This is a genomic window from Pseudarthrobacter sp. TRD_SC_9 (assembly GCF_055361265.1).
This window is the reverse complement of sequence record NZ_CM143956.1, coordinates 984,056-1,004,026: the sequence shown is the minus strand read 5'-3', so window position 1 is coordinate 1,004,026 and position 19,971 is coordinate 984,056. Positions and strand designations below refer to the sequence as shown.

General features: G+C 64.4%; 19 protein-coding genes. 9 read left to right on the top strand and 10 right to left on the bottom strand.

The window, feature by feature from the left end:
* Positions 1 to 30 precede the first annotated feature (30 nt).
* Both ACWA13_RS04805 and ACWA13_RS04800 read right to left on the bottom strand, forming a co-directional pair.
* Positions 31 to 639 (bottom strand): DUF3027 domain-containing protein, encoded by a 609-nt coding sequence (locus ACWA13_RS04805; RefSeq protein ID WP_463937019.1) that lies wholly within the window; start codon positions 637 to 639, stop codon positions 31 to 33.
* Complete coding sequence (locus ACWA13_RS04800; protein ID WP_463937018.1) at positions 632 to 1,015, bottom strand: cold-shock protein; 384 nt, start codon at positions 1,013 to 1,015, stop codon at positions 632 to 634. The genes ACWA13_RS04805 and ACWA13_RS04800 overlap by 8 nt, the downstream gene beginning before the upstream one ends.
* A 122-nt stretch (positions 1,016 to 1,137) precedes the next feature.
* Between ACWA13_RS04800 and ACWA13_RS04795 the strand changes: the two genes are divergently transcribed.
* The 6 genes from ACWA13_RS04795 to ACWA13_RS04770 all read left to right on the top strand — a co-directional run bounded on the left by ACWA13_RS04795 (position 1,138) and on the right by ACWA13_RS04770 (position 8,217).
* Positions 1,138 to 1,371 (top strand): hypothetical protein, encoded by a 234-nt coding sequence (locus ACWA13_RS04795; protein WP_463937017.1) that lies wholly within the window; start codon positions 1,138 to 1,140, stop codon positions 1,369 to 1,371.
* A gap of 10 nt (positions 1,372 to 1,381) precedes the next feature.
* The gene (locus tag ACWA13_RS04790; RefSeq protein WP_463937016.1) at positions 1,382 to 3,883 is read left to right on the top strand and encodes a helicase-associated domain-containing protein; all 2,502 of its coding nucleotides are present in this window, start codon (positions 1,382 to 1,384) and stop codon (positions 3,881 to 3,883) included.
* Between the two features lie 49 nt (positions 3,884 to 3,932).
* Positions 3,933 to 5,579, top strand: a complete 1,647-nt coding sequence (locus ACWA13_RS04785) for a DNA repair helicase XPB (protein ID WP_463937015.1) — start codon at positions 3,933 to 3,935, stop codon at positions 5,577 to 5,579.
* Positions 5,580 to 5,645: 66 nt separating this feature from the next.
* Positions 5,646 to 6,356 carry a response regulator transcription factor gene (locus ACWA13_RS04780; protein ID WP_463937014.1) on the top strand — a complete coding sequence of 237 codons (711 nt, stop codon included), beginning with the start codon at positions 5,646 to 5,648 and terminating at the stop codon, positions 6,354 to 6,356.
* Positions 6,357 to 6,358: 2 nt separating this feature from the next.
* Positions 6,359 to 7,804 (top strand): sensor histidine kinase, encoded by a 1,446-nt coding sequence (locus ACWA13_RS04775; RefSeq protein WP_463937013.1) that lies wholly within the window; start codon positions 6,359 to 6,361, stop codon positions 7,802 to 7,804.
* A 125-nt stretch (positions 7,805 to 7,929) separates the two neighbouring features.
* On the top strand, positions 7,930 to 8,217 hold the full coding sequence (locus ACWA13_RS04770) for a WXG100 family type VII secretion target (protein ID WP_463937012.1): 288 nt from the start codon (positions 7,930 to 7,932) through the stop codon (positions 8,215 to 8,217).
* A 17-nt stretch (positions 8,218 to 8,234) separates the two neighbouring features.
* Here the strand turns inward: ACWA13_RS04770 and ACWA13_RS04765 are convergent, their stop codons facing one another.
* Positions 8,235 to 9,248, bottom strand: coding sequence for an RNase H family protein (locus tag ACWA13_RS04765; RefSeq protein WP_463937011.1), 1,014 nt, complete (start codon positions 9,246 to 9,248; stop codon positions 8,235 to 8,237).
* Between the two features lie 152 nt (positions 9,249 to 9,400).
* Between ACWA13_RS04765 and ACWA13_RS04760 the strand changes: the two genes are divergently transcribed.
* A complete protein-coding gene (locus ACWA13_RS04760; RefSeq protein ID WP_463937010.1) occupies positions 9,401 to 10,711 on the top strand; it encodes an ABC transporter substrate-binding protein in 1,311 nt (436 codons plus the stop codon).
* A 105-nt stretch (positions 10,712 to 10,816) separates the two neighbouring features.
* Here the strand turns inward: ACWA13_RS04760 and groL are convergent, their stop codons facing one another.
* The 5 genes from groL to ACWA13_RS04735 form a co-directional block, all read right to left on the bottom strand.
* Positions 10,817 to 12,451 carry a chaperonin GroEL gene (gene groL / locus ACWA13_RS04755; protein ID WP_463937009.1) on the bottom strand — a complete coding sequence of 545 codons (1,635 nt, stop codon included), beginning with the start codon at positions 12,449 to 12,451 and terminating at the stop codon, positions 10,817 to 10,819.
* A 312-nt stretch (positions 12,452 to 12,763) separates the two neighbouring features.
* Positions 12,764 to 13,921, bottom strand: a complete 1,158-nt coding sequence (locus ACWA13_RS04750) for an ABC transporter substrate-binding protein (RefSeq protein ID WP_463937008.1) — start codon at positions 13,919 to 13,921, stop codon at positions 12,764 to 12,766.
* 89 nt (positions 13,922 to 14,010) lie between these two features.
* Positions 14,011 to 14,217 (bottom strand): cold-shock protein, encoded by a 207-nt coding sequence (locus ACWA13_RS04745; RefSeq protein WP_463937007.1) that lies wholly within the window; start codon positions 14,215 to 14,217, stop codon positions 14,011 to 14,013.
* A gap of 125 nt (positions 14,218 to 14,342) precedes the next feature.
* On the bottom strand, positions 14,343 to 14,963 hold the full coding sequence (locus ACWA13_RS04740) for a LytR C-terminal domain-containing protein (RefSeq protein WP_463937006.1): 621 nt from the start codon (positions 14,961 to 14,963) through the stop codon (positions 14,343 to 14,345).
* A 50-nt stretch (positions 14,964 to 15,013) separates the two neighbouring features.
* A complete protein-coding gene (locus ACWA13_RS04735; RefSeq protein WP_463937005.1) occupies positions 15,014 to 15,343 on the bottom strand; it encodes a DUF3263 domain-containing protein in 330 nt (109 codons plus the stop codon).
* A gap of 95 nt (positions 15,344 to 15,438) precedes the next feature.
* Between ACWA13_RS04735 and ACWA13_RS04730 the strand changes: the two genes are divergently transcribed.
* Complete coding sequence (locus ACWA13_RS04730; RefSeq protein WP_463937004.1) at positions 15,439 to 16,215, top strand: uracil-DNA glycosylase; 777 nt, start codon at positions 15,439 to 15,441, stop codon at positions 16,213 to 16,215.
* A 15-nt stretch (positions 16,216 to 16,230) separates the two neighbouring features.
* On the top strand, positions 16,231 to 17,067 hold the full coding sequence (locus ACWA13_RS04725; RefSeq protein WP_463937003.1) for a siderophore-interacting protein: 837 nt from the start codon (positions 16,231 to 16,233) through the stop codon (positions 17,065 to 17,067).
* A gap of 38 nt (positions 17,068 to 17,105) precedes the next feature.
* On the opposite strand, the gene ACWA13_RS04720 is transcribed toward ACWA13_RS04725, so the two are convergent.
* Positions 17,106 to 18,593: a threonine/serine exporter family protein gene (locus ACWA13_RS04720; RefSeq protein WP_463937002.1), complete on the bottom strand. Its 1,488-nt coding sequence runs from the start codon at positions 18,591 to 18,593 to the stop codon at positions 17,106 to 17,108.
* Between the two features lie 35 nt (positions 18,594 to 18,628).
* Positions 18,629 to 19,918 carry a peptidoglycan bridge formation glycyltransferase FemA/FemB family protein gene (locus tag ACWA13_RS04715; protein WP_463937831.1) on the bottom strand — a complete coding sequence of 430 codons (1,290 nt, stop codon included), beginning with the start codon at positions 19,916 to 19,918 and terminating at the stop codon, positions 18,629 to 18,631.
* Positions 19,919 to 19,971: the final 53 nt, after the last annotated feature.

Here is a 19,971-nt window from a genome sequence, read left to right as displayed (position 1 = left end):
TGGTGGTCTGGACGTAACCGGGCCACCTGCCTAGTTGGTGCCGTCCACAGCAGCCTGATCGGCAGCGTCAGCGGCGTCATCTTCATCAGAATCCGCTGCCAGCTCGGCGTGCTTGACCGACTCGATGGCATCGTGTTCCACCACGGCAGCCAAATCCGGCAATCCCTCAGCAGTTTCGCCTTCCCGGACTTCGGTAGTCTCCTCCGGAGCCTCTTCCGGCCGGGCATCCTCCGGGCGCACCCGTTCGGCCCATGGCACCCATTCGGGGGACAGGACCGAATCCTCGGAAGGCAACAGACCAACCTCGTTGACAGTAATCACTTTGGAGCGCGAGTTGCGGGTCACTACCGCGAACCACTGCCACCCGGGATAGCCGGACAGCCGGCATTCAAAGAGGTGGGTTACCACGCGATCGCCCTCCGTGCGGGCACCGATGTGACTGCCGACGTCGGACGGGTCCGCGATCGACTGGACCGCTTCCCTGGCGGCATCCACGGCGGCGGCCAGCACTGCGTCGGGCTTGCCTGTACGCCAGACCGGGACACTGGACCGTTTAGCCGGGGTCTTCACCCGTGCAGCGGAGGCAGCACCGGTGGGTGCGGATCCTTCAGCTTCAACATTCACGGCGAGCCTAGGCATCCAGCTCGTCGGCAACCTTACGGAGCGCCGTCGCGATGGCTTTTCCCTTGTTGCCTTCCGGGTACTTTCCCGCGGAAAGCGTTCCGGAGAGGTTGTCCAGGACCGTTACCAGGTCCTGGACAAGCGGTGCCAGGTCGCGGGGATTGGTGCGCTTGGCCTTCGCAATGGAAGGCGTCTTGTCGAGGATGCGCAGGCCCAATGCCTGGGCGCCCTTCCGGCCGTCGGCTACGCCGAACTCCACCCTGGTGCCGGGTTTCAGGTCCAGCGTCCCATCGGGGAGTGCGGACTTGGGCAGGAAAACTTCCTGGCCATCCTCGCCTGCGAGGAAGCCGAAGCCCTTTTCCTTGTCATACCACTTGACCTTGCCGGTAGGCACGTTATCAACCTTCTTTGTTCTCGGATCCTGCAAAACTGGTCTCTGCCTCCTAGGTTATCCTGCCCCGCAGCCGATTCCAGCAAGTGCGCCGCTGCCGGGCCGGCACTGTTAACGTTGCCTGTATGACTCCCACGCGTTTCCGACGTCCCCTGACGATCATCGCCGCTGCCGTAGCCGTCATTTCCCTGGTAGCCGTGGGCACCGTGATGGCCATGGCGTTTGCGCGAACCCCGGCTCCGGCGTGGATTACGTCCACGGCACTGTTCGGCCTTCCCCTGGCTTTCCTGCTGCTCGTGTTCCTGGTGCTGGACTCAGCTGCCGGACGCCGCCGGGCGGGAAAGGGCAGCGGGCGGTAACGTTGGACTGATGTCCCTTATTCGTGTGCTCAGCAAGGACCTTGAGGCACGCAGTGATGAATCACTGCGTGCTCTGCTCGCTGCACGTCCGGACCTCATGTCCCCCGGTGTTCCGGACTTTGGTGCGTTGGCGGCACGGGCCAGCAGCCGGGTCAGCGTCCAACGGGCCCTGGAGCGCCTGAACCGGCCACAGATGCAGGTCCTGGAGACGCTGCATCTGTGCACCAATACGGACACCGGCCACAGTGCTTCGGCTGCCACCCTGAAGAAATTCATCGCCGGATCGAGCATCTCTGCCATTGAACGTTTCCTGGCGTCCCTGGAGGACCTTGCCCTGGTGCACCGCGCCGCTCCCCCGCATGGGACTCCGGCGGGCGGCCGGCACCATTTCTACCTGCCGGTTGCCTGCCTCAAAGACGTCCTCGGCATCTACCCCGCCGGCCTGGGCCGCAGCTATACCGAGCTGGTCCGGCTCCAACCGGCCTTCGCGCAGCGCGCCGTCCAACTGGTGGCCGAACTCCGCCAGCGAGGGACGGACATCCCGCCCGCGGCCACGCCGATGGAGGCCGCGCTGGCACTCCAGCATTGGACGTCCTCCCCGGAAGCCCTGGCCGCCATCCTCAGCACCGCACCGGAACGCACGACGGCGTTACTGGCCAAATTTGGAGACTGGGCAATGGGTGCCGTCCCCCAAGCGCAACGGAAGGTATCCGTCCTCCACGAGGGGTCCGACGTCGGGCCTGTTGACTGGCTGCTGGCACGGGGGCTGCTGGTACCGCTCGACGCGGCACACGTGGAACTGCCGCACAGCGTTGGCCTGGCCCTGCGTGGCGGAGCCATCATCAATGACTTCAGCCTGGTGCCGCCGGTTCCCCAGCTGGGCAGGACCAGCGCCATGCGGCGCCGCAACGCTGCATTGGGCGCCATCGGAGAAACCCTCCGGCTGGTCACCGAACTGCTTTATATCGTCCAGGATCAACCCCTGGCAACCCTGCGCAGCGGTGGTGTTGGTGTGCGGGAGGTCAAGCGGCTGGCGGACGCGCTCAGGGTGGAGCCCCCACAGGCGGCCCTGTTGACGGAGATGGCAGCACTTGCCGGCCTCCTCCGGCTTGACGTGGACCGTTCCGCCTGGGTCCAACCGCCGCAGCTGGAGTGGCTGTCCCTTCCAAGGCAGGAGCAATGGCTGTGGCTGGTCAGCGCCTGGTTGGGAAGTGAGCGGGTACCGTCGCTGGTAGGCCAGCCAGTGAACGGTGGCGGCTCTGCACTGGCGGGCCGCAGCGGGCCCGGTGGTTCTACCCCGCTGGTGAATACGCTCTCCGCCGAGGCTCAGCGGCCGGATGCGCCGCTGGTCCGGAAGCGGATCCTCGAAATCCTCAACGAGCTGACACGGGAGGCCGGAGCCGCGTCGGGCAGCGGACTGGCCCCGGACGAGGCCAGTACCCCGGTGCTGGATGCTTCAGCCGTACTGGAACGCGCCGCCTGGGCCCAGCCCCGGATGTCACGCCGGTTCAGTTCGCTGGTGCAGGGAGTCCTGACGGAAGCTGAAATCCTGGGTCTGATGGGCTCCGGTGCCCTCAGCCAGTTGGGCAGCGCCATCGCCGACGACTCCCCGGACGCCGCCCTTGAACTGTTGGGCGAGCACCTCCCCGCCGCCCTGAACCACGTCCTGCTGCAGGCTGATTTGACCGCCGTGGCACCCGGATACCTCGCTCTGGAGGTGAGCGCCGGGCTGCTGCGGATGGCAGACGCCGAGGGCCAGGGACCGGCAACGATTTACCGTTTCTCGGTGGCCTCGGTCCGGCGCGCCCTCGACGCGGGACTGGATGCCCCCGCCATGCTGGGGTTCCTCCGCGAGCATTCGGCCACCCCGGTACCACAGCCCCTGGAGTACCTGGTCCAGGACACCGCCACACGGTATGGCCGGCTGCGGGTTGGCGGGGCGTCGAGCTACATCCAGAGCGAGGATGAAGCGGGCATCGTGGAGATCCTGCGGAACCCCCGGTTGTCCGGCCTGGGCCTGGTACAGCTTGCGCCCACGGTGCTGGTTTCGGCGTCCGCTCCGCGTGCGGCTGCCGAAGCCCTCCGTGGAGTGGGATTGTCGCCCGCGATGGAGGAGAGCGGGCCGGCTGGCGTGGTCAGGCTTCGCCGTACGACGGCGGCACCTGGCATGGCGCGGCCCGTTTACTCAGCCCCAGGTACCGCGCCGGCCACCGCGGACGTCGACGCCCAGCTCGCGGTGCTGCGCCAGGAAACCCCTGCCGCCACTGGCGAAGCCGCCACCCAGCTTGGTTTGGAAGCATTGCAAAAAGCCATCCGCCTCAAACAGCGCGTCACCATGAACGTTGTGGACGGCCTCGGGAATGCCGCACTCGAAACCGTTGTTCCACTATCAGTAAACGGCGGCAGGATCCGGGTTTTTGATCCGGTCAAGGAAACCGAACGGGTGGTTTCCGTGCACCGCGTCATCGACGTCGAACCGGTGGAAGAACCGGCAGAAGAGTGGTCCCCATGAACGAGGCATGTGCCTTCCCCTTGCATATTCAGCACGAATGCAGAATCGCATGAGCGATGGTCCCCTGATTGTCCAGAGCGACAAGACGATCCTGCTTGAGGTGGACCACGAAGAGGCCACCGAGGCCCGGCATGCCATTGCGGCCTTCGCCGAACTTGAGCGGGCCCCGGAACATATCCACAGCTATCGGCTGACGCCGCTGGGCCTGTGGAATGCCCGCGCCGCCGGACTGGACGCGGAAAAAGTCCTGGACACCCTGCTGAAATACTCCCGCTTTCCGGTGCCGCATTCCCTGCTGATCGACATCGAGGAAACGATGTCCCGCTACGGCCGGCTGCGCCTGGAGAAGGACCCGCAGCACGGTCTGGTGATGCGCACGGATGATTACCCTGTCCTTGAGGAGGTGATCCGCGCCAAGAAGATCCAGCCGCTGCTGGGCCCGCGGATCGACGGCGAAACCATTGTGGTGCAGTCATCCCAGCGCGGCCAGCTCAAACAGCAGCTGCTGAAGATCGGCTGGCCGGCCGAAGACCTCGCCGGATACGTGGACGGAACCCCGCACCTGATCGCCCTCAACGAGGACGGCTGGGCCTTGCGTCCTTACCAGAAACTGGCTGTGGAAAACTTCTGGGCCGGCGGCAGCGGCGTCGTCGTGCTTCCCTGTGGCGCCGGGAAAACCCTGGTGGGCGCGGCAGCCATGGCCACCGGTTCCACTACCACACTGATCCTGGTCACCAACACTGTCTCTGCCCGGCAGTGGAAGGATGAGCTGCTGAAGCGGACCAGCCTGACGGAGAACGAGATCGGCGAATACTCCGGTTCCGTCAAGGAAGTCCGGCCCGTTACTATCGCCACCTACCAGGTCCTGACCACCAAGCGCGGCGGGCTGTACCCGCACCTGGAGTTGGTGGACGGTCACGACTGGGGTCTGATCGTCTACGACGAGGTCCATCTGCTTCCTGCCCCGATCTTCCGGATGACCGCGGACCTGCAGGCCCGGCGACGGCTGGGACTGACCGCCACGCTGGTCCGCGAGGACGGCAGGGAAGGTGAAGTCTTCAGCCTGATCGGACCCAAACGCTATGACGCACCATGGAAGGACATCGAAGCCCAGGGATACATTGCTCCTGCGGATTGTGTTGAGGTCCGGGTGGACCTGCCGCGTGACGAGCGGGTGGCCTACGCCATGGCCGACGACGCCGACAAGTACCGCCTCTGCGCCACCTCAGAGACCAAGACCAAGGTGGTGGAGGAACTCGTGGCTCTGCATGCGGGCGAGCAATTGCTGGTGATCGGCCAGTACATTGACCAGCTTGATGAACTCGGCGAGCGGCTCAACGCACCCATCATCAAAGGCGATACCCCCGTGAAGGAGCGCCAGCGGCTTTTCGCGGCATTCCGCGCCGGCGAGGTGCAGGTACTCGTTGTCTCCAAGGTGGCGAACTTCTCCATCGACCTGCCGGAGGCCTCGGTAGCTATCCAGGTTTCAGGCTCGTTCGGTTCCCGTCAGGAGGAGGCCCAGCGCCTGGGCCGGCTGCTGCGCCCCAAAAAGGATGGCCGCGCCGCGCGTTTCTATTCGCTGGTGGCCCGCGACACCTTGGACCAGGATTTCGCGGCCAAGCGGCAGCGTTTCCTGGCGGAACAGGGCTACGCGTACCGGATCATGGACGCCAAGGACGCAGGCACCGCCGCCTGAGTTGCCCTGAGTAAACACACATCGGACGCTCAGAAAACTCCCAGATTCTGGGAGCATGATGGGTATATGAACAAAAATGGCCCTGAAGCCCGGCTGCTGGTGGTCGACGACGAACCCAATATCCGCGAGTTGCTGTCCACGTCGCTGCGATTTGCGGGGTTCGAGGTGGTATCGGCTGCGAACGGCCGCGATGCCTTGGCCGCCGTCGAGGAGCACGCACCGGACCTCGCCGTCCTGGACGTCATGCTCCCGGACATGGACGGCTTCACCGTCACGCGCCGGCTGCGTGCTGCCGGCAAGCACTTCCCGGTACTCTTCCTGACCGCAAAGGACGATACCGAGGACAAGGTCACCGGGCTCACCGTTGGCGGCGATGACTACGTGACCAAGCCGTTCAGCCTCGACGAGGTGGTTGCCCGGATCCGCGCGGTGCTGCGCCGGACACAGCCGCTGATCGACGACGACGCCGTCATCAGGGTTGGCGATCTGGAACTCGACGACGATGCCCACGAGGTGCGCCGCGGCGGAACCGTCATTGAACTGTCCCCCACCGAGTTCAAACTGCTGCGGTACCTGATGCTGAACCCCAACCGTGTGCTGTCTAAGGCCCAGATCCTGGACCACGTGTGGGAATACGACTTCAACGGCGACGCCTCGATTGTGGAGTCCTATATCTCCTACCTCCGGCGCAAAGTGGACATCGACCCCGATGCCCCGGCGCTGATCCAGACCAAGCGCGGCGTCGGATACGTGCTGCGGACGGCGGAGAAGCGCTGACCTTGTTTGCACGATGGAAAGCGGCCCCGCTGAGGTCCCAGCTGGTGGCCATCATCATGGCCCTCCTGGCGGTGGCGCTGACCGTCACCGGTGTGGGAACCCTGACCATGCTGCAGACCTACCTGGTGGACCAGGTTGACCAGAAGCTGGATGCCGCCGTCGATGTTGCCCGGACGCAGCGCTCCTTCAATCAGCTGCAGACACCGGGCCCGTGGGTGCCCACAGAATACTCGCTGCTGGTTTTCAGTGAGGGACAGGACCCGGTGCCTTTTGGCGGCGCAACCGCCAACCGCCCCGACATCACCGGCATCAGCGTGGACGAAGCCCGGCACCGGGCAGCGGAACCATTCCAGGTCGGCGGCACTGATGGGAAGAACTGGCGCGTGGTGGCCGTGGCCGTCACCACCAGCAACGGCGAATCCGCGGTGGTGGTGATCGGGTTGCCTCTCCAGTCTGTGGATGACGTCATGAGCCATGCTGCACTGGTGACCACCGGCGTCGGGCTCCTCACCATGCTGCTGGCATCGCTGACTGCCAACTGGACGGTGTCGCGGTCCTTCCGGCCCCTGGCGAGGGTGGAGAAAACCGCTGCCGCGATCGCCGCCGGTGACCTGTCCCGGCGCGTGGAAATCGAAAACCCCGGCACCGAAGTGGGTCGCCTGGGCGAATCCCTGAACGCCATGCTGGAGCACATCGAGGGCGCTTTCGCAGCCCGGACCGCGTCGGAAGGCCGGATGCGCCGTTTCGCTGCCGACGCCTCGCACGAACTCCGGACGCCGTTGGTGACCATCCGCGGCTTCTCCGAGCTGTACCGGCACGGCGCCCTGGCCACCGAGGAAGACGTTTCCACCGCAATGGGCCGGATCGAAAGCGAAGCCAAGCGGATGGGATCGCTGGTGGAGGACCTCCTGCTGCTGGCCCGGCTGGACGAACAGCGGCCGCTGCAGCGCAAGCCCGTGGACCTGCAGTTACTGGCCCACGATGCCGTGGTGGACAGCCAGGCAAGTGACCGGACACGGAGCATCACCCTGGCAGGGCTCGACGGCGGCGCTCCCGCCCCCGCGCCTGCCCTGGGAGACGAGGCCAAACTGCGCCAGGTGGTGGGCAACCTCGTAGGCAACGCCCTGCGGTACACCCCGGACGGTTCACCGATCGAGATCGCCGTGGGCACCCGCGTCTCTGACGGCCGCACCGATGCTGTGATCGAAGTACGGGACCATGGTCCCGGCATCGATGAGATGGAGGCCGGCAAGGTCTTTGAGCGCTTCTACCGGGCCGACACGTCCCGCACCCGTGAAACCGGCGGCAGCGGACTGGGACTGGCAATCGTTGCGGCGGTGGTGGGCTCACATAGCGGAACGGTGCGGGTAAAGCCAACCCCCGGCGGCGGAGCCACCTTCGTGGTGACCCTTCCGGTCAGGGACGACCCGGAAGTTATCCACATATAGCAGCAGGGCATAGCGGCCGCCTGACCACTCTCCGTAGGCTCGGTTGAAAGGTCCGGATTCCCCGGACCACCAACAACGATTCCCGTAGGCAGCTACGGAAATGCCCTTCAGAAAGAGGCCCCGCCATGAGCATCATCTCCGTTGACACCGAACTGCTTCAGCTCAAATCAGCCAACGTCCGCGCCACTGTGGACCGCATCAGCGCCGATGTCCAGACCATGAAGCGTGGGCTGGACGAACTCCAGGGCACGTGGCGGGGCTCTGCAGCCACCAACTTCCAGGCGCTCGTCACAGAATGGACCCTGACACAGGGCCGTGTGGAGGCATCACTGGCGTCCATCAATACCGCCCTCGCATCCGCGGCTATGAGCTATGCCCAGACCGAGCAGGGCAACACGCAGCGCTTCAGCTGACCGGAAAGGGCAGCGCGTTATAGCTCCGGGGTGCCCTGGTGGAAACGCAGCCGCCATTGGCTGCCATCCAGCACCCACAGTGAACTGCGGAGTGCGGACCCGGCCCTGGAGTAGCTTCGGTAGGTCAGCAGGATAGCGCTGGTGCCGATGCGGTCGGCCCCGAGAATATCCAACCGGAGCTTCTCCCCTGGGTCCTCCTCCAGTTCCATCATGATCGCGTCCCGGCTCCACATCCGCCCCGATGCGCCGATCTCAAGGTAATCCGGGTGCAGCAGCACGCCCGTCCGCCCGATGTCCCCGCGGACCTCAGGAAGAAGCAACTCGCGCTCCAGAGCCTCCACCAAGGCTTCGGGTTTTTCCACTGCCGGGGCCAGGCCGGCGGCGGCCTCGCGTTCGAGTTCACTGAACAGGTCGTCGGCGTAAGGCTCCTGGCCGGGCGGGGCCTTGCGTGCTGAGCTTCCTGGCCTGATCCCTGCTGCTGACGTTGCCGGGGCCTGTGAATTGGCGCCTTGCGAGCGCGATGTCGTGAGCCCAGCGGGCGTCAAGGGACGCCCGGTTGCCGGTGAGGACGGGAACCCAGGGCCGCGGCGTGGCTCTATTCCCTGCTGGTATGCGGTGGCGGCGCCCCTGGCTCGCTCGTCGGCGGCTTCGTTGAGATCGTGGCCGGCGTGGCCCTTAACCCATTCGAAAGTATATTTGCGTCCCTTGAGTGCCCGGTCGATGTCCTGGAGCAATTCCACGTTCAGGACCGGCTTTCCGTCAGCCTTCCGCCAGCCCTTGCGCTTCCATCCCGGCATCCATTTGGTCACCGAATTGATGACGTACTGACTGTCACAGAGGATGTGCAATTCCTCCTCCGGAAGGTGTTCGGTGGCACGGAAGAGGTCCAGCACCGCCATGAGCTCGCCCTGGTTATTCGTACCGTGCGGCCAGCCACCGGCGCGCCAGCAGTTGTCATCCACATACCAGGCCCATCCGGCGGGACCGGGATTTCCCAAAGCCGAACCGTCGGCTGCTGCAGTAATCGTCACCGGACCATCCTGCCAGACGCGGACCGCCCATTGCCCCAGAAAACGTTTACTCAAATCTCTTGACGCAGCCCGCCGATAGCGGCAGAATCGAGAAACCACAACGAGAAACCGTTTTCTCATTTAGCTTTGAGCATCACCAGGAAGGCATATCAATGAAGATTCCAAACCTGAGCCGGAGGAAATTCCAATTCGGCGCAATAGCGGTGGCAGTTTCGCTGCTGGCCAGCGGCTGTGGTGCAGCCAGTGGCTCGAACGCCAATGAGGAAGTCACCCTGCGGTTTGCCTGGTGGGGTAACGAATACCTCAACGCGCAGACGGAAAAGGTCATCTCGGCCTTCGAAGCGGCAAACCCCACCATCAAGATCGAATCCGAACCCGGAGAGTGGAGCAGTTATTGGGACAAGCTGGCCACCAAGACGGCGGCCAACGATGCGCCGGACGTCATCCAGATGGACCAGAAGTACATCGCCGAATACGGCGGCCGCGGAGCCCTTCTGGATCTTGCCAAGCAGGACGGCATAGACACCTCCAAGCTGTCCGAGGAGGCATTGACTTCGGGGCAGTACGACGGCGCCCAATACGGCCTCAGCACCGGACAGAACGCGTACGTCATCATGGCGAACACTAAGGTCTTCGAAGCAGCCGGCGTCCCACTTCCCGACGACACCACGTGGACCTGGGATGATTTTGTGGACATCGCGGCCAAGATCAGCGCCTCCGGTGACGGCAGCACTTACGGGGCAGCCTACGGAAGCAACGAAGCCGATCTCATCATCTGGCTGCGGCAGCACGGAGAAAACCTCTACTCACCCGAGGGCAAGCTGGATTTCGACACCGCAACGGCAGCGTCCTTCTGGGAGCGACTGAAGGAACAGCGGGATTCGAAAGCCAGTCCGCCAGCCACGGTAGCCACCGAGGATGCCGGCGCCGGCCTGGAGGAAAGTCTCTTCGGCACCAACCGCGTGGGCATGGCCTGGTGGTGGACCAACCAGCTGGGCTCCCTCGAAGCGACCACCGGCAACAGCATCAAGATGCTGCGGGCACCGAGCGCTGACGGCGAGGCTGCGGACAACGGCATGTACTACAAGCCCACCATGTTCTGGTCGGCTTCCTCGCGCAGCAAGCACCCGGAAGCCGCTGCCAAGTTCATCGACTACCTGACGAACAGCCCCGAGGCCGGGGCGATTCTGATGACGGACCGCGGCGTGCCCACCAACTCCGAAATCGTCGAGAGCATCACTGCCTCGCTGAAGCCGGCCGATACCACGGTGGTGTCCTTCCTGACAGAGATCGAGCCGGACATGAAGGAAGCACCGCCGGTCCCGCCGGTAGGTGCGGGCAGCGTGCAGAACGTCATCAAGCGCTACACCGATGAGGTTCTCTACGACAGGCTCACCCCGCAGGCCGCCGCCGAAGCCTTCAAGAAGGAAGTTGAAGCCATGATTGCCGGCGCCAGTAAGTAGCTGCACTCCGGAATCCAGCTAACGAGCCAACAAAAAAAGCGGCTCCCTCCTCACTTCAGAAGAGGGAGCCGCTTTTGTGTCCGGTAGCAGGTCCGGTAGGAGAGGCTAGAAGCCGCCCATACCGCCCATGCCACCCATGTCGTCGCCGCCCGCGGGGGCAGCGTTCTTCTCGGGCTTGTCAGCAACAACGGCCTCGGTGGTGAGGAACAGGCCGGCAATGGAGGCGGCGTTCTGCAGTGCAGAGCGGGTCACCTTGACCGGATCGTTGATGCCGGCAGCCAGCAGGTCGACGTACTCGCCGGTTGCAGCGTTCAGGCCGTGGCCTGCGGGCAGGCCGCGGACCTTGTCCACCACAACACCGGGCTCGAGGCCGGCGTTGAAGGCGATCTGCTTCAGCGGGGCGTCGATGGCAACGCGGACGATGTTCGCACCGGTTGCTTCGTCACCCGTCAGGTTCAGGTTCGCGAACGCCTTGGCGCCGGCCTGGATGAGGGCAACGCCACCACCAGCGACGATGCCTTCCTCAACAGCAGCCTTCGCGTTGCGGACGGCGTCCTCAATGCGGTGCTTGCGTTCCTTGAGCTCAACTTCGGTTGCGGCACCGGCCTTGATGACTGCAACGCCGCCGGCCAGCTTGGCCAGGCGTTCCTGCAGCTTCTCACGGTCGTAGTCCGAATCGGAGTTTTCGATCTCGGCGCGGATCTGGGAAACGCGGCCGGCAATCTGGTCGGCGTCGCCGGCACCTTCAACGATGGTGGTCTCGTCCTTGGTGACAACAACCTTGCGTGCCTGGCCCAGGAGCTCCAGGCCGGCGTTCTCAAGCTTGAGGCCGACTTCCTCGGAGATGACCTGGCCACCGGTGAGGATGGCGATGTCGGCGAGCTGGGCCTTCCGGCGGTCACCGAAGCCCGGAGCCTTGACGGCAACAGACTTGAAGGTGCCGCGGATCTTGTTCACGATCAGCGTGGCCAGGGCCTCGCCTTCGATGTCCTCGGCGATGATCAGCAGCGGCTTATTGGACTGCATGACCTTTTCGAGGACAGCAACCAGTTCCTTGACGTTGGAGATCTTGGAGTTGACGATCAGGATGTACGGATCCTCAAGGACCGTTTCCTGGCGCTCGGCGTCCGTGACGAAGTAGGCGGAGATGTAACCCTTGTCGAAGCGCATGCCTTCGGTGAGTTCCAGCTCCAGGCCGAAGGTGTTGGACTCCTCGACCGTGATGACGCCTTCCTTGCCGACCTTGTCCAGGGCTTCGGCAATGAGGGCACCGATTTCATCGTCACCGGCCGAGATCGAGGCAGTAGCGGCGATCTCTTCCTTGGTTTCGATTTCCTTGGCGGAGGCCAGGAGTTCGGTGGTGACGGCGTCTACGGCCTTTTCGATGCCGCGCTTGAGGGACAGCGGGTCCGCGCCGGCGGCTACGTTGCGCAGGCCTTCCTTGACGAGGGCCTGGGCCAGGACGGTTGCGGTGGTGGTGCCGTCGCCTGCGACGTCATCCGTCTTTTTGGCAACTTCCTTGACCAGCTCGGCGCCGATCTTCTCGTAAGGATCGTCCAGCTCGATCTCCTTGGCGATGGAAACACCATCGTTGGTGATCGTGGGGGCGCCCCACTTCTTTTCGAGGACGACGTTGCGGCCACGCGGGCCGAGGGTGACCTTAACGGCGTCGGCGAGGATGTTCAGGCCCCGCTCAAGGCCGCGGCGTGCCTCTTCATCAAATGCAATGATCTTGGCCATAACGGCAGTAGTCCTTTCGGGACAGTCGTTAAGAATGGACCGTTGCTGAAGTGCCCGCGACGGACGATCCTTCGCCGCCGGCCTCTGTATGCCGACGGTTGCGGGATCTCACCCAGCAAGGTGTTTTCTTTCGCCCCCGGTCCAGCAGCGGATGCGGACCGGAAGAACCGGCCAACATTTAGCAGTCTGCACGCGGGAGTGCTAACTCAATAATTAGCACTCCCCCGGTGAGAGTGCAAGCAGCCGAACCCCGTAAGGCCCGGAACCGGGCGGCAGTTCGCTGCTGGCGATCACCGCCTGCGCGGCATCAAGTCACCCACCGGTGCGGGCTGAAGATTCCTGGCCGGAGAGGGTCGCTTTGTTATCCGGCCCATAAGTGAAGGTCATGTAGCTGGCCGAGGTGACGTCGCCGTTCTCATCAAATGCCACCGGACCTGACTGGCCGTCGTAATCCACCTCAGATCCGGAATCCAGGGACTCGCGGCACTCTGCGAAGGAGGTGCATACCTTCCGATCGGCACCGGTACCGGCCCCGCCCCCTGAAACGGCGATGAGGCCTGCTGCAATCGACTTCCCGGCGTCGTCTTCCCTGGCCTCGGCAGCAAGCGCAGCAAGGATGACTGCATCATAGCTCTCGGCCGCGAACGTCAGGTCCACCAGATCCTGGTCAACGGACAGCAGCCGGTCCTGGAATTCGGCCGTGGGGAAGACGCCCGGAAGCACTGCGCGGGCACCTTCCAGCGTGCCCTTCGCCAGCCCGGTTTCAAACTGGTCAAAAGCAGCGTCAGCGAGCAGCAGCTTCGCGCCGGAGATTCCGGCATTCTTCAGTTCCGCCAGGGCTCCCTGGGAACCTTCACGGGCGATGACGACGACGGCGTCCGCGGCGGCGTCGCGGATCTTGGCGGCGGCGTCGGCTGCTTCGCCCGGCGCGAATTCCACGATGACAGGCGTGCCCAGTCCGGAGTCCTCCGCAACGGCGGCTACGGCGTCGGAAACGGCCTTGCCGTAACTGCCCTCCTGCGCGATGACTGCCAGGCTCTTGGCTCCGGTGTCCCTGGCTAGCTTGACCAGCACTGGTGCCTGGGCAATATCGGCAGCTGCCGTGCGGAAGTAGTAGCCGCCCGACTTGTAGCTGCTGAGACCTGAGGAAGTATTTGCCGGGGAGATCAAAGTGATGCCGGCGCGGGAGAGGACGTCGATGGCGGCTGGGGCGTTGCCGGAATCGGTGGGGCCAATAACAACATCGGCCTTGGTGTCAGCGAGTTTGCGGGCCTGGGCCGCAGGGTCACCCGTGGGCGTTTCCAGGAGCTCCACCGGCTTGCCCTTGTGGCCGCCCGCTGCGTTGATGTCCTTGACAGCCAGTTCCACAGCCGCGCGCTGGGCGTCATTGAGGAAGGACTGATCGCCGGCATTGTCCAGGATCACGCCGATCCGCAGGGTGCCGTCACCACTGGCTTCAACATCCGCCATACGGGCATTACCGGCGACCCCGCTGCATGCCGTCACGGTCAGGACCAGGGCGCCCGACAGTCCAAGGGCGCAGCTACGCAGAGCAGGAATCACGGGGCCGGCCGGACGCTTTCGGCCTGCGGGCCTTTTTCGCCTTCGCCGACTTCAAGCTCGACCCGCTGGCCCTCTTCCAGGGCGCGGTAGCCTTCACCCTGGATGGCAGACCAGTGGACAAAGACGTCATTCCCGGAGCCATCCACTGAGATGAAGCCGTAGCCTTTTTCGGCGTTGAACCATTTAACGGTTCCCAATGCCATGGTCTCCAACTTTCACGTAGCTCGCGGATCAAGACTTGAGGCTACTTTAGCCAGCGGCGAGAGGTGTCCAGGAGGTTCCCACGCGGCCGGTCGGCAATAGTTATTCAGGCGTAATCCGGAACGGCTTACTGGTATCCCGGTCCCAGTACAACCACCAGCGGAAGCCGGAATTCGGCGCTTTCAACCACCGTGGAAATGCCCAGCAATCCCGCCAATGCCTGGGCATTGGCCAGCTGCGCGGGACCGGTATAGAAGACAACTGATGTCTGCTGTGGGGCGCCGCCCCAGTTGCCTACTTCGGCGAGGGCCCAGCCGTCCGTCTGCACTACGGCGCCCACCTGGCCGGCCAGGCCGCCCACTCCGGCACCGTTGAAGACGGCTACCGGTTGGGTCTTGTCAACGGCTGCAGCGACCTCCGATGGTGTTGGCTCCGGTTCCGCAGACGGCTCACCTTCGGGCGCACTGGGAGTGGGTTCCGGTTCAGCGGGAGTGTCCGACGCCGGCGCCTCAGTGGGTGCCGACGATGTGCTGGGAGTGTCGCTCACCGCGGCGGGTGTACCGCCGGGGCCCAGCCCAAGCGTGGGGAAAATGAAGAAGGCAGCGAGTCCAACCAGGAGCGCAATAACGCCTACCGTGATGACCGGCCACAGCCGCTTGCGGGCAGGGGCCGATACTGTCCTGTGAACACCTTGCCGTGCAGAGGATTCCGGTACCTGGTCGAATTCATCCCGGGCATATTGGGTCATGGTGGCGAGTCATCCTTGGTTGTTGCAGCTGATGGCTCAGCGCGGACTAATTAAGCGTCCGAGCCCAGGCGGCGTGCCGTCCTGGCGCGTTGACGCGACGTACGTAGTCTACGCAATCTCTTGACGAGCATGGGATCGTAGGCCAAGGCGTCCTCGGTATCGATGAGCGCATTGAGGCTCTGGTAGTAGTGCGTGGCGGACAAACCGAACAGCTCGCGGATGGCTTGTTCCTTGGCTCCGGCGTACTTCCACCACTGCCGTTCGAGGGCCAGCATCTGCTGGTCCCGCTCCGACAGGGGCGAGTCGCGGAGGGTAAATCCTGCCAGCAGGGAGTCCTCACCGGCTGGCTGCTGCAGGTATTCGTGCGCTGGTTCTGCCACGGCAAAATCCTTCCGGCTTGGAGGCGCAAAGTGTTCCTCCCATGCTACGGACGAATAACACCGTTGTCATTTGCCGCGGCTGCAAGAATGGACGGATGTCTGATCCCGAACCGCTCTTTGACCTGCCGGCCCCGGCCCGACGCAGCGAGGACGATGCTGCTGAACTCCGGGCCATGGCAGAGCGCCCGCTGACTGAACTGGTGGCACCGGACTGGGCAGAGGCTCTGGCCTGCGTTGAGCCGGAAATCCGGAAGACGCTGGCTTTCGTAGCCGGCGAAGCCGAGGCCGGGCACCTGGTCCTCCCGGCGCCGTCGGACATTCTCCGAGCCTTCCGCCAGCCGTTGGCCCACGTGCGGGTTCTGGTAGTTGGCCAGGATCCCTACCCGACGCCGGGGCATGCTGTGGGGCTGGCCTTCGCCGTGGACCGGGCAACGCGTCCCATTCCCCGCAGCCTGGCCAATATCTACCGGGAACTTGAGGCGGACCTGGGACTGCCGCCACGAAAGCATGGCGACCTGTCAGCATGGACCGGGCAGGGAGTCCTGCTGCTGAACACGGTGCTGACCGTGAAGGCCGGCGCCGCCGGGTCACATCGCGGAAAGGGCTGGGAGGCAGTCACTTCCGCCGCCATCCGGGCAGTGGCCGGGCGCCGCCGGCCTGACGGCTCGCGGCAACCACTGGTGGCGGTTCTTTGGGGTCGGGACGCCCGGAACCTGGCACCCCTGCTGGACGGGACGCCCGCGGTCGTCAGTGCACACCCCAGTCCGCTGTCCGCATCACGCGGGTTTTTCGGGTCCAGGCCCTTCAGCAAGGTGAATACGCTGTTGCAGGAGCAGGGAGCAGGCAGCGTTTCCTGGGAGCTGCCACATTAACTTAGGCTTACCTATATGAGTACTCCTGCTGACACCTCTGCACAGCGCCGGATCAGGCCGATCATCACCCTGACAGTACTTCGCCGGGAGCAGCTCTCCGCGCACATGATCAGGATCGTGGCGGGCGGTCCCGGATTCGCTGAGTACGTCAACAACGGCTTCGTGGACCGCTACGTCAAGATTTCCTTTCCCCGGCCTGGTGTGGAGTACCCGCAGCCGCTGGACCTGGCGGCCATCAAGGACACCATGCCGCGCGAGCACTGGCCGGTCACCCGCACCTACACCATCCGGTGGGTGGACGTGTCCGCACAGGAACTGGCCATCGATTTTGTCATCCACGGCGATGAGGGTCTTGCCGGCCCCTGGGCCGCCCACGCCCGTGCCGGGGACACATTCAGCTTCTCCGGCCCGGGCGGCGGCTACAACCCCGATCCCGACGCCGACTGGTACCTCTACGCCGGCGATGAAGCCGCCATTCCGGCGATCTCTGCCGCCATTGAATCCCTCCCCGCCGATGCCTCCGGGCTGGCCTTCCTGGAAGTGGACAGCGAGGCCGAGATGCAGGAGCTCAAAGCTCCCGCCGGCATTAAGCTGCACTGGCTCTTCCGCCACGGAGCGCCGGCCGGCTCACCGGAATTCCTGGTCCAGGCCGTCCGCACCGCGCAGTGGCCCGTGGGCACTGTCCAGGTCTTTGCGCACGGCGAGCGCGGTTCAATGAAGGCCCTGCGCGACGTTCTCTTCGTGGAGCGCGGCTTGGACCGCAAGCAGGTTTCGCTGTCCGGTTACTGGGCGCAGGGCCGCGTGGAGGACGATTTCCAGGCGGAAAAGAAGCTCCCGATCGGGCAGATCTAGACACAGGCAGATCTAAGCCCTGTGCAAGGCATGTCCACCTAGCGCCGCCGGGCCCGCCGCCGTTCGTTGCTGGCCAGTCCGCCGGTAAGCGGCCTGGCCAGGACGTCGCCCAGCACAATGCCGGCCGCGGTGCCAAGCACAATGGCGCCGGCGTTGAGCATTCCGCCGGCCCCGAAGAGGATGTTGGCTTCTTCGATGGTCAGAACGTACATGGACCGGAAGATGGTCAGGCCTGGCAGCAGGATGAGGGAGGCGGGCACTGCCACCACCAGCTGGGGCGCGCCCATCTTGAGCGCCACCACCCGGGCCAGCAGTCCAATGACAACCGCGGACAGCGCCGGGGAGAACCGGTCACCGATGCCGGCGGCGTCGGCGCCGATCAGCACCAGGTAGCCGGCAATCCCCACGGCGGCGGTAGGCAGCAGCAGGCTCCACGACGTCTGTTCGGTGATACCGATGGCCATCACCGCAACGGCGGTCAGGATGATCAGCACCCAGAGGTCGTAGGCGGGCGGAAAGGTCTGGGTCACGTCGATGGGCTGCATTCCGGACAGCTGGCCTACCAGGAAGGCAACGGCGATGCCGGCCACCAGCGCGCCAAACGTCAGCAGCGTGGACAGGAACCGGCCGGCGGCAGTGACCGGGAAGCCGTTAATGGCATCCTGTACCGCCGAGACCAGCCGTCCAGTGGGCAGGAGCAAAAGGATGCCGCCCACCACCACGATCGACGGCGAGTAGGTCAGGTCGAAACGCCACAACAGCAGCGCCGAAAGCGTTACCGCGAAAGCGCAGGCCGCCGTCGTAAAGAAGTCCGGAACGCGCCACCGCCCCAGCTGGCGGCCCAGCAGGCTGACTCCGATGTTGAGCACAAAAGCGAACATTGAGGACACTGGCCCGCCGCCCAGCACGCCTACAAAAGCGGCCGCGAAGACGCCGAACGCCACCGTGACCATCCAGCGCGGGAACGGCTTGGGGCTGGTGATGGCATCATCCAGCCGGCGAATGGCCTCGTCCCTGCCCACTCCCCCGGACACGATGTCACTGACCAGCTGATGGACTTTTGCCAGGCCTGCGTAGTTGTTGGTCCAGGACCGCACTACACGCAGCAGGGCCACGGGCGGCTGGTCCTTGGGAGCGTAGTTGATCGCGACGGACTGGTTGGTGATGTCCACTTCGATGTTCTTCAGGCCCAGGGCGGCGGTGACGGCGATGATGCTCGTCTCCACCTCGAGGGCACCGGCGCCATACCGGAACATGGTCTCCGCCAGATGCAACGCGAAATCCAGCGTCTTGCGGGCGGAGGTGTCCACGCCGCCCACCTGGATCATCGGGTTGGCGTAGGGGCTGCCGGCGAGCCGGTCCACAATGCTCAGCGGCGCCGTCGGCGGGTGCTCCCCCTGGACCAGACGCCTGAGCATCCGTTTGGCGGCCATATTCTGCCTCAGCTGGGAGGGTGAAAGCGGCTGGGTCTTAGGCAGTCCGTCGGTGTGCGGCCGATTCTGTGGCTCGTCGCCTTGATGGGTCACGCTGGTCCTCCTCCCTGGTTGGTGATTGTGCCGTGTTATGCCCCGCGTTTCAGGGGCAGTTTGGCCAAAACAGTGCGGCCCGCCGCGATGACGGCACGTGCCAGGCTGTTGGCCCGGAACGCCAGGGGCCGGACCGGCACCACGAAGTCGCCCATCAGCTGGACCACCTCGCCGCCGAAGCCCTTCTTGAATTCGTAGCCTCCGTGGCCTTCCTGGTCCTGGCCCTGGATGCCGAACGTTCCGTAGAAGTTGTAACGCGAAAAGCCCTTCTCCAGCGCATGCAGCATCATCCCCCAGTAAAGCGAGGTGGCGCCGTTGAAGTAGATGTAGTCCTGCTTGGTCCCGCCGATCACGCAGGTCAACTCATCGCCGTAGCAAACAAAGTGGATCGCCGCGACGGTTGCCACGCCCACCGAATCCGGGAACCGCTCGATGTCCTTCAGGCTGCGCTCGTAGCTGTCCACAAGGTCCTGGACCACCTTGATGCGGTTGGCCTTCTTTTTGCTGCCGGTCTCCTCCACCTCGCGGCGCAGCTCTGCCAGCACCACCGATTCAGCATCGCGCCGATCGGTGATGGACTTCCGGTAGGCCGGAATGTCGATCTTTGCCATCATCAGCTTGGTGAACTCGGCCGAGGTGGTCCGCAGCAGCTTTTCGTAGTAGTCACGTTCCCGGAAAACGAAGCCCTTTTCGTTGCCGGCAGTGCTGAGGGCATCGTAGAACTCGTCGAGTGTTTCCAGCGTGGCCTGCTCCAGGTACACGCCGTTCTTCTCGGCCTTGCGGATGGCCTTCCGGGTCCGGTAGCTGGTGCCCATGATGAGCTCTTCGGCGTCTTTGATCCCTGCCAGGGTCTTGATGAACATCCAGTTGACGTTCACGAAGTTCATCTGGTGGCCTTGGTGGACAAAGCCCAGCCCCTCCAGCTGCGCCGCCAGCGGCCGGTTATCCAGCAGTTCGGGGTGTTCGGCGCCGTCCTCGTCGCGCGCCACCCAGGGAAGGTTGGGCGAAATCCGAAGTTCGGCGGCCTTGCGTTCTGCTGCGCGCTTTTTGAGGAGCCCGACGGCGCCACTGACCAGCGCCGCGTCCGTGTAGTCAAGCAGTGGACCCTTTGAGCAGTCGCAGACCGTATATCCCAGCCGGTTACGGCTGTAGGCCAGCTTGGCTGCCCCAACCAGCTCGCCGCCCCTGCTGATGCCCACCAGCTCAACATCCTGGCCGCGCGAGCGCTGGAACCGGGTGAATTCGGCGGACTGGATGAAGTTGTTCTGGGGATGGCCGGAAGCGAAAGCTTCAAAGTCGGAGTCGCTAAGAATGCTTAGCTCCAAGGCCGTGCCCAGCGCTGTACCGAAAGAATTCAAGGGTGAACCTCGCCTCATTG

What these genes read in the sequence shown, in the direction of transcription:
- ACWA13_RS04805 (WP_463937019.1), bottom strand. Translation starts at nt 639, where the DNA reads ATGCCTAGGCTCGCCGTGAATGTTGAAGCTGAAGGATCCGCACCCACC.
- ACWA13_RS04795 (WP_463937017.1), top strand. Translation starts at nt 1,138, where the DNA reads ATGACTCCCACGCGTTTCCGACGTCCCCTGACGATCATCGCCGCTGCC.
- ACWA13_RS04790 (WP_463937016.1), top strand. Translation starts at nt 1,382, where the DNA reads ATGTCCCTTATTCGTGTGCTCAGCAAGGACCTTGAGGCACGCAGTGAT.
- ACWA13_RS04785 (WP_463937015.1), top strand. Translation starts at nt 3,933, where the DNA reads ATGAGCGATGGTCCCCTGATTGTCCAGAGCGACAAGACGATCCTGCTT.
- ACWA13_RS04780 (WP_463937014.1), top strand. Translation starts at nt 5,646, where the DNA reads ATGAACAAAAATGGCCCTGAAGCCCGGCTGCTGGTGGTCGACGACGAA.
- ACWA13_RS04770 (WP_463937012.1), top strand. Translation starts at nt 7,930, where the DNA reads ATGAGCATCATCTCCGTTGACACCGAACTGCTTCAGCTCAAATCAGCC.
- ACWA13_RS04760 (WP_463937010.1), top strand. Translation starts at nt 9,401, where the DNA reads ATGAAGATTCCAAACCTGAGCCGGAGGAAATTCCAATTCGGCGCAATA.
- groL (WP_463937009.1), bottom strand. Translation starts at nt 12,451, where the DNA reads ATGGCCAAGATCATTGCATTTGATGAAGAGGCACGCCGCGGCCTTGAG.
- ACWA13_RS04750 (WP_463937008.1), bottom strand. Translation starts at nt 13,921, where the DNA reads ATGGCGGATGTTGAAGCCAGTGGTGACGGCACCCTGCGGATCGGCGTG.
- ACWA13_RS04745 (WP_463937007.1), bottom strand. Translation starts at nt 14,217, where the DNA reads ATGGCATTGGGAACCGTTAAATGGTTCAACGCCGAAAAAGGCTACGGC.
- ACWA13_RS04740 (WP_463937006.1), bottom strand. Translation starts at nt 14,963, where the DNA reads ATGACCCAATATGCCCGGGATGAATTCGACCAGGTACCGGAATCCTCT.
- ACWA13_RS04730 (WP_463937004.1), top strand. Translation starts at nt 15,439, where the DNA reads ATGTCTGATCCCGAACCGCTCTTTGACCTGCCGGCCCCGGCCCGACGC.
- ACWA13_RS04725 (WP_463937003.1), top strand. Translation starts at nt 16,231, where the DNA reads ATGAGTACTCCTGCTGACACCTCTGCACAGCGCCGGATCAGGCCGATC.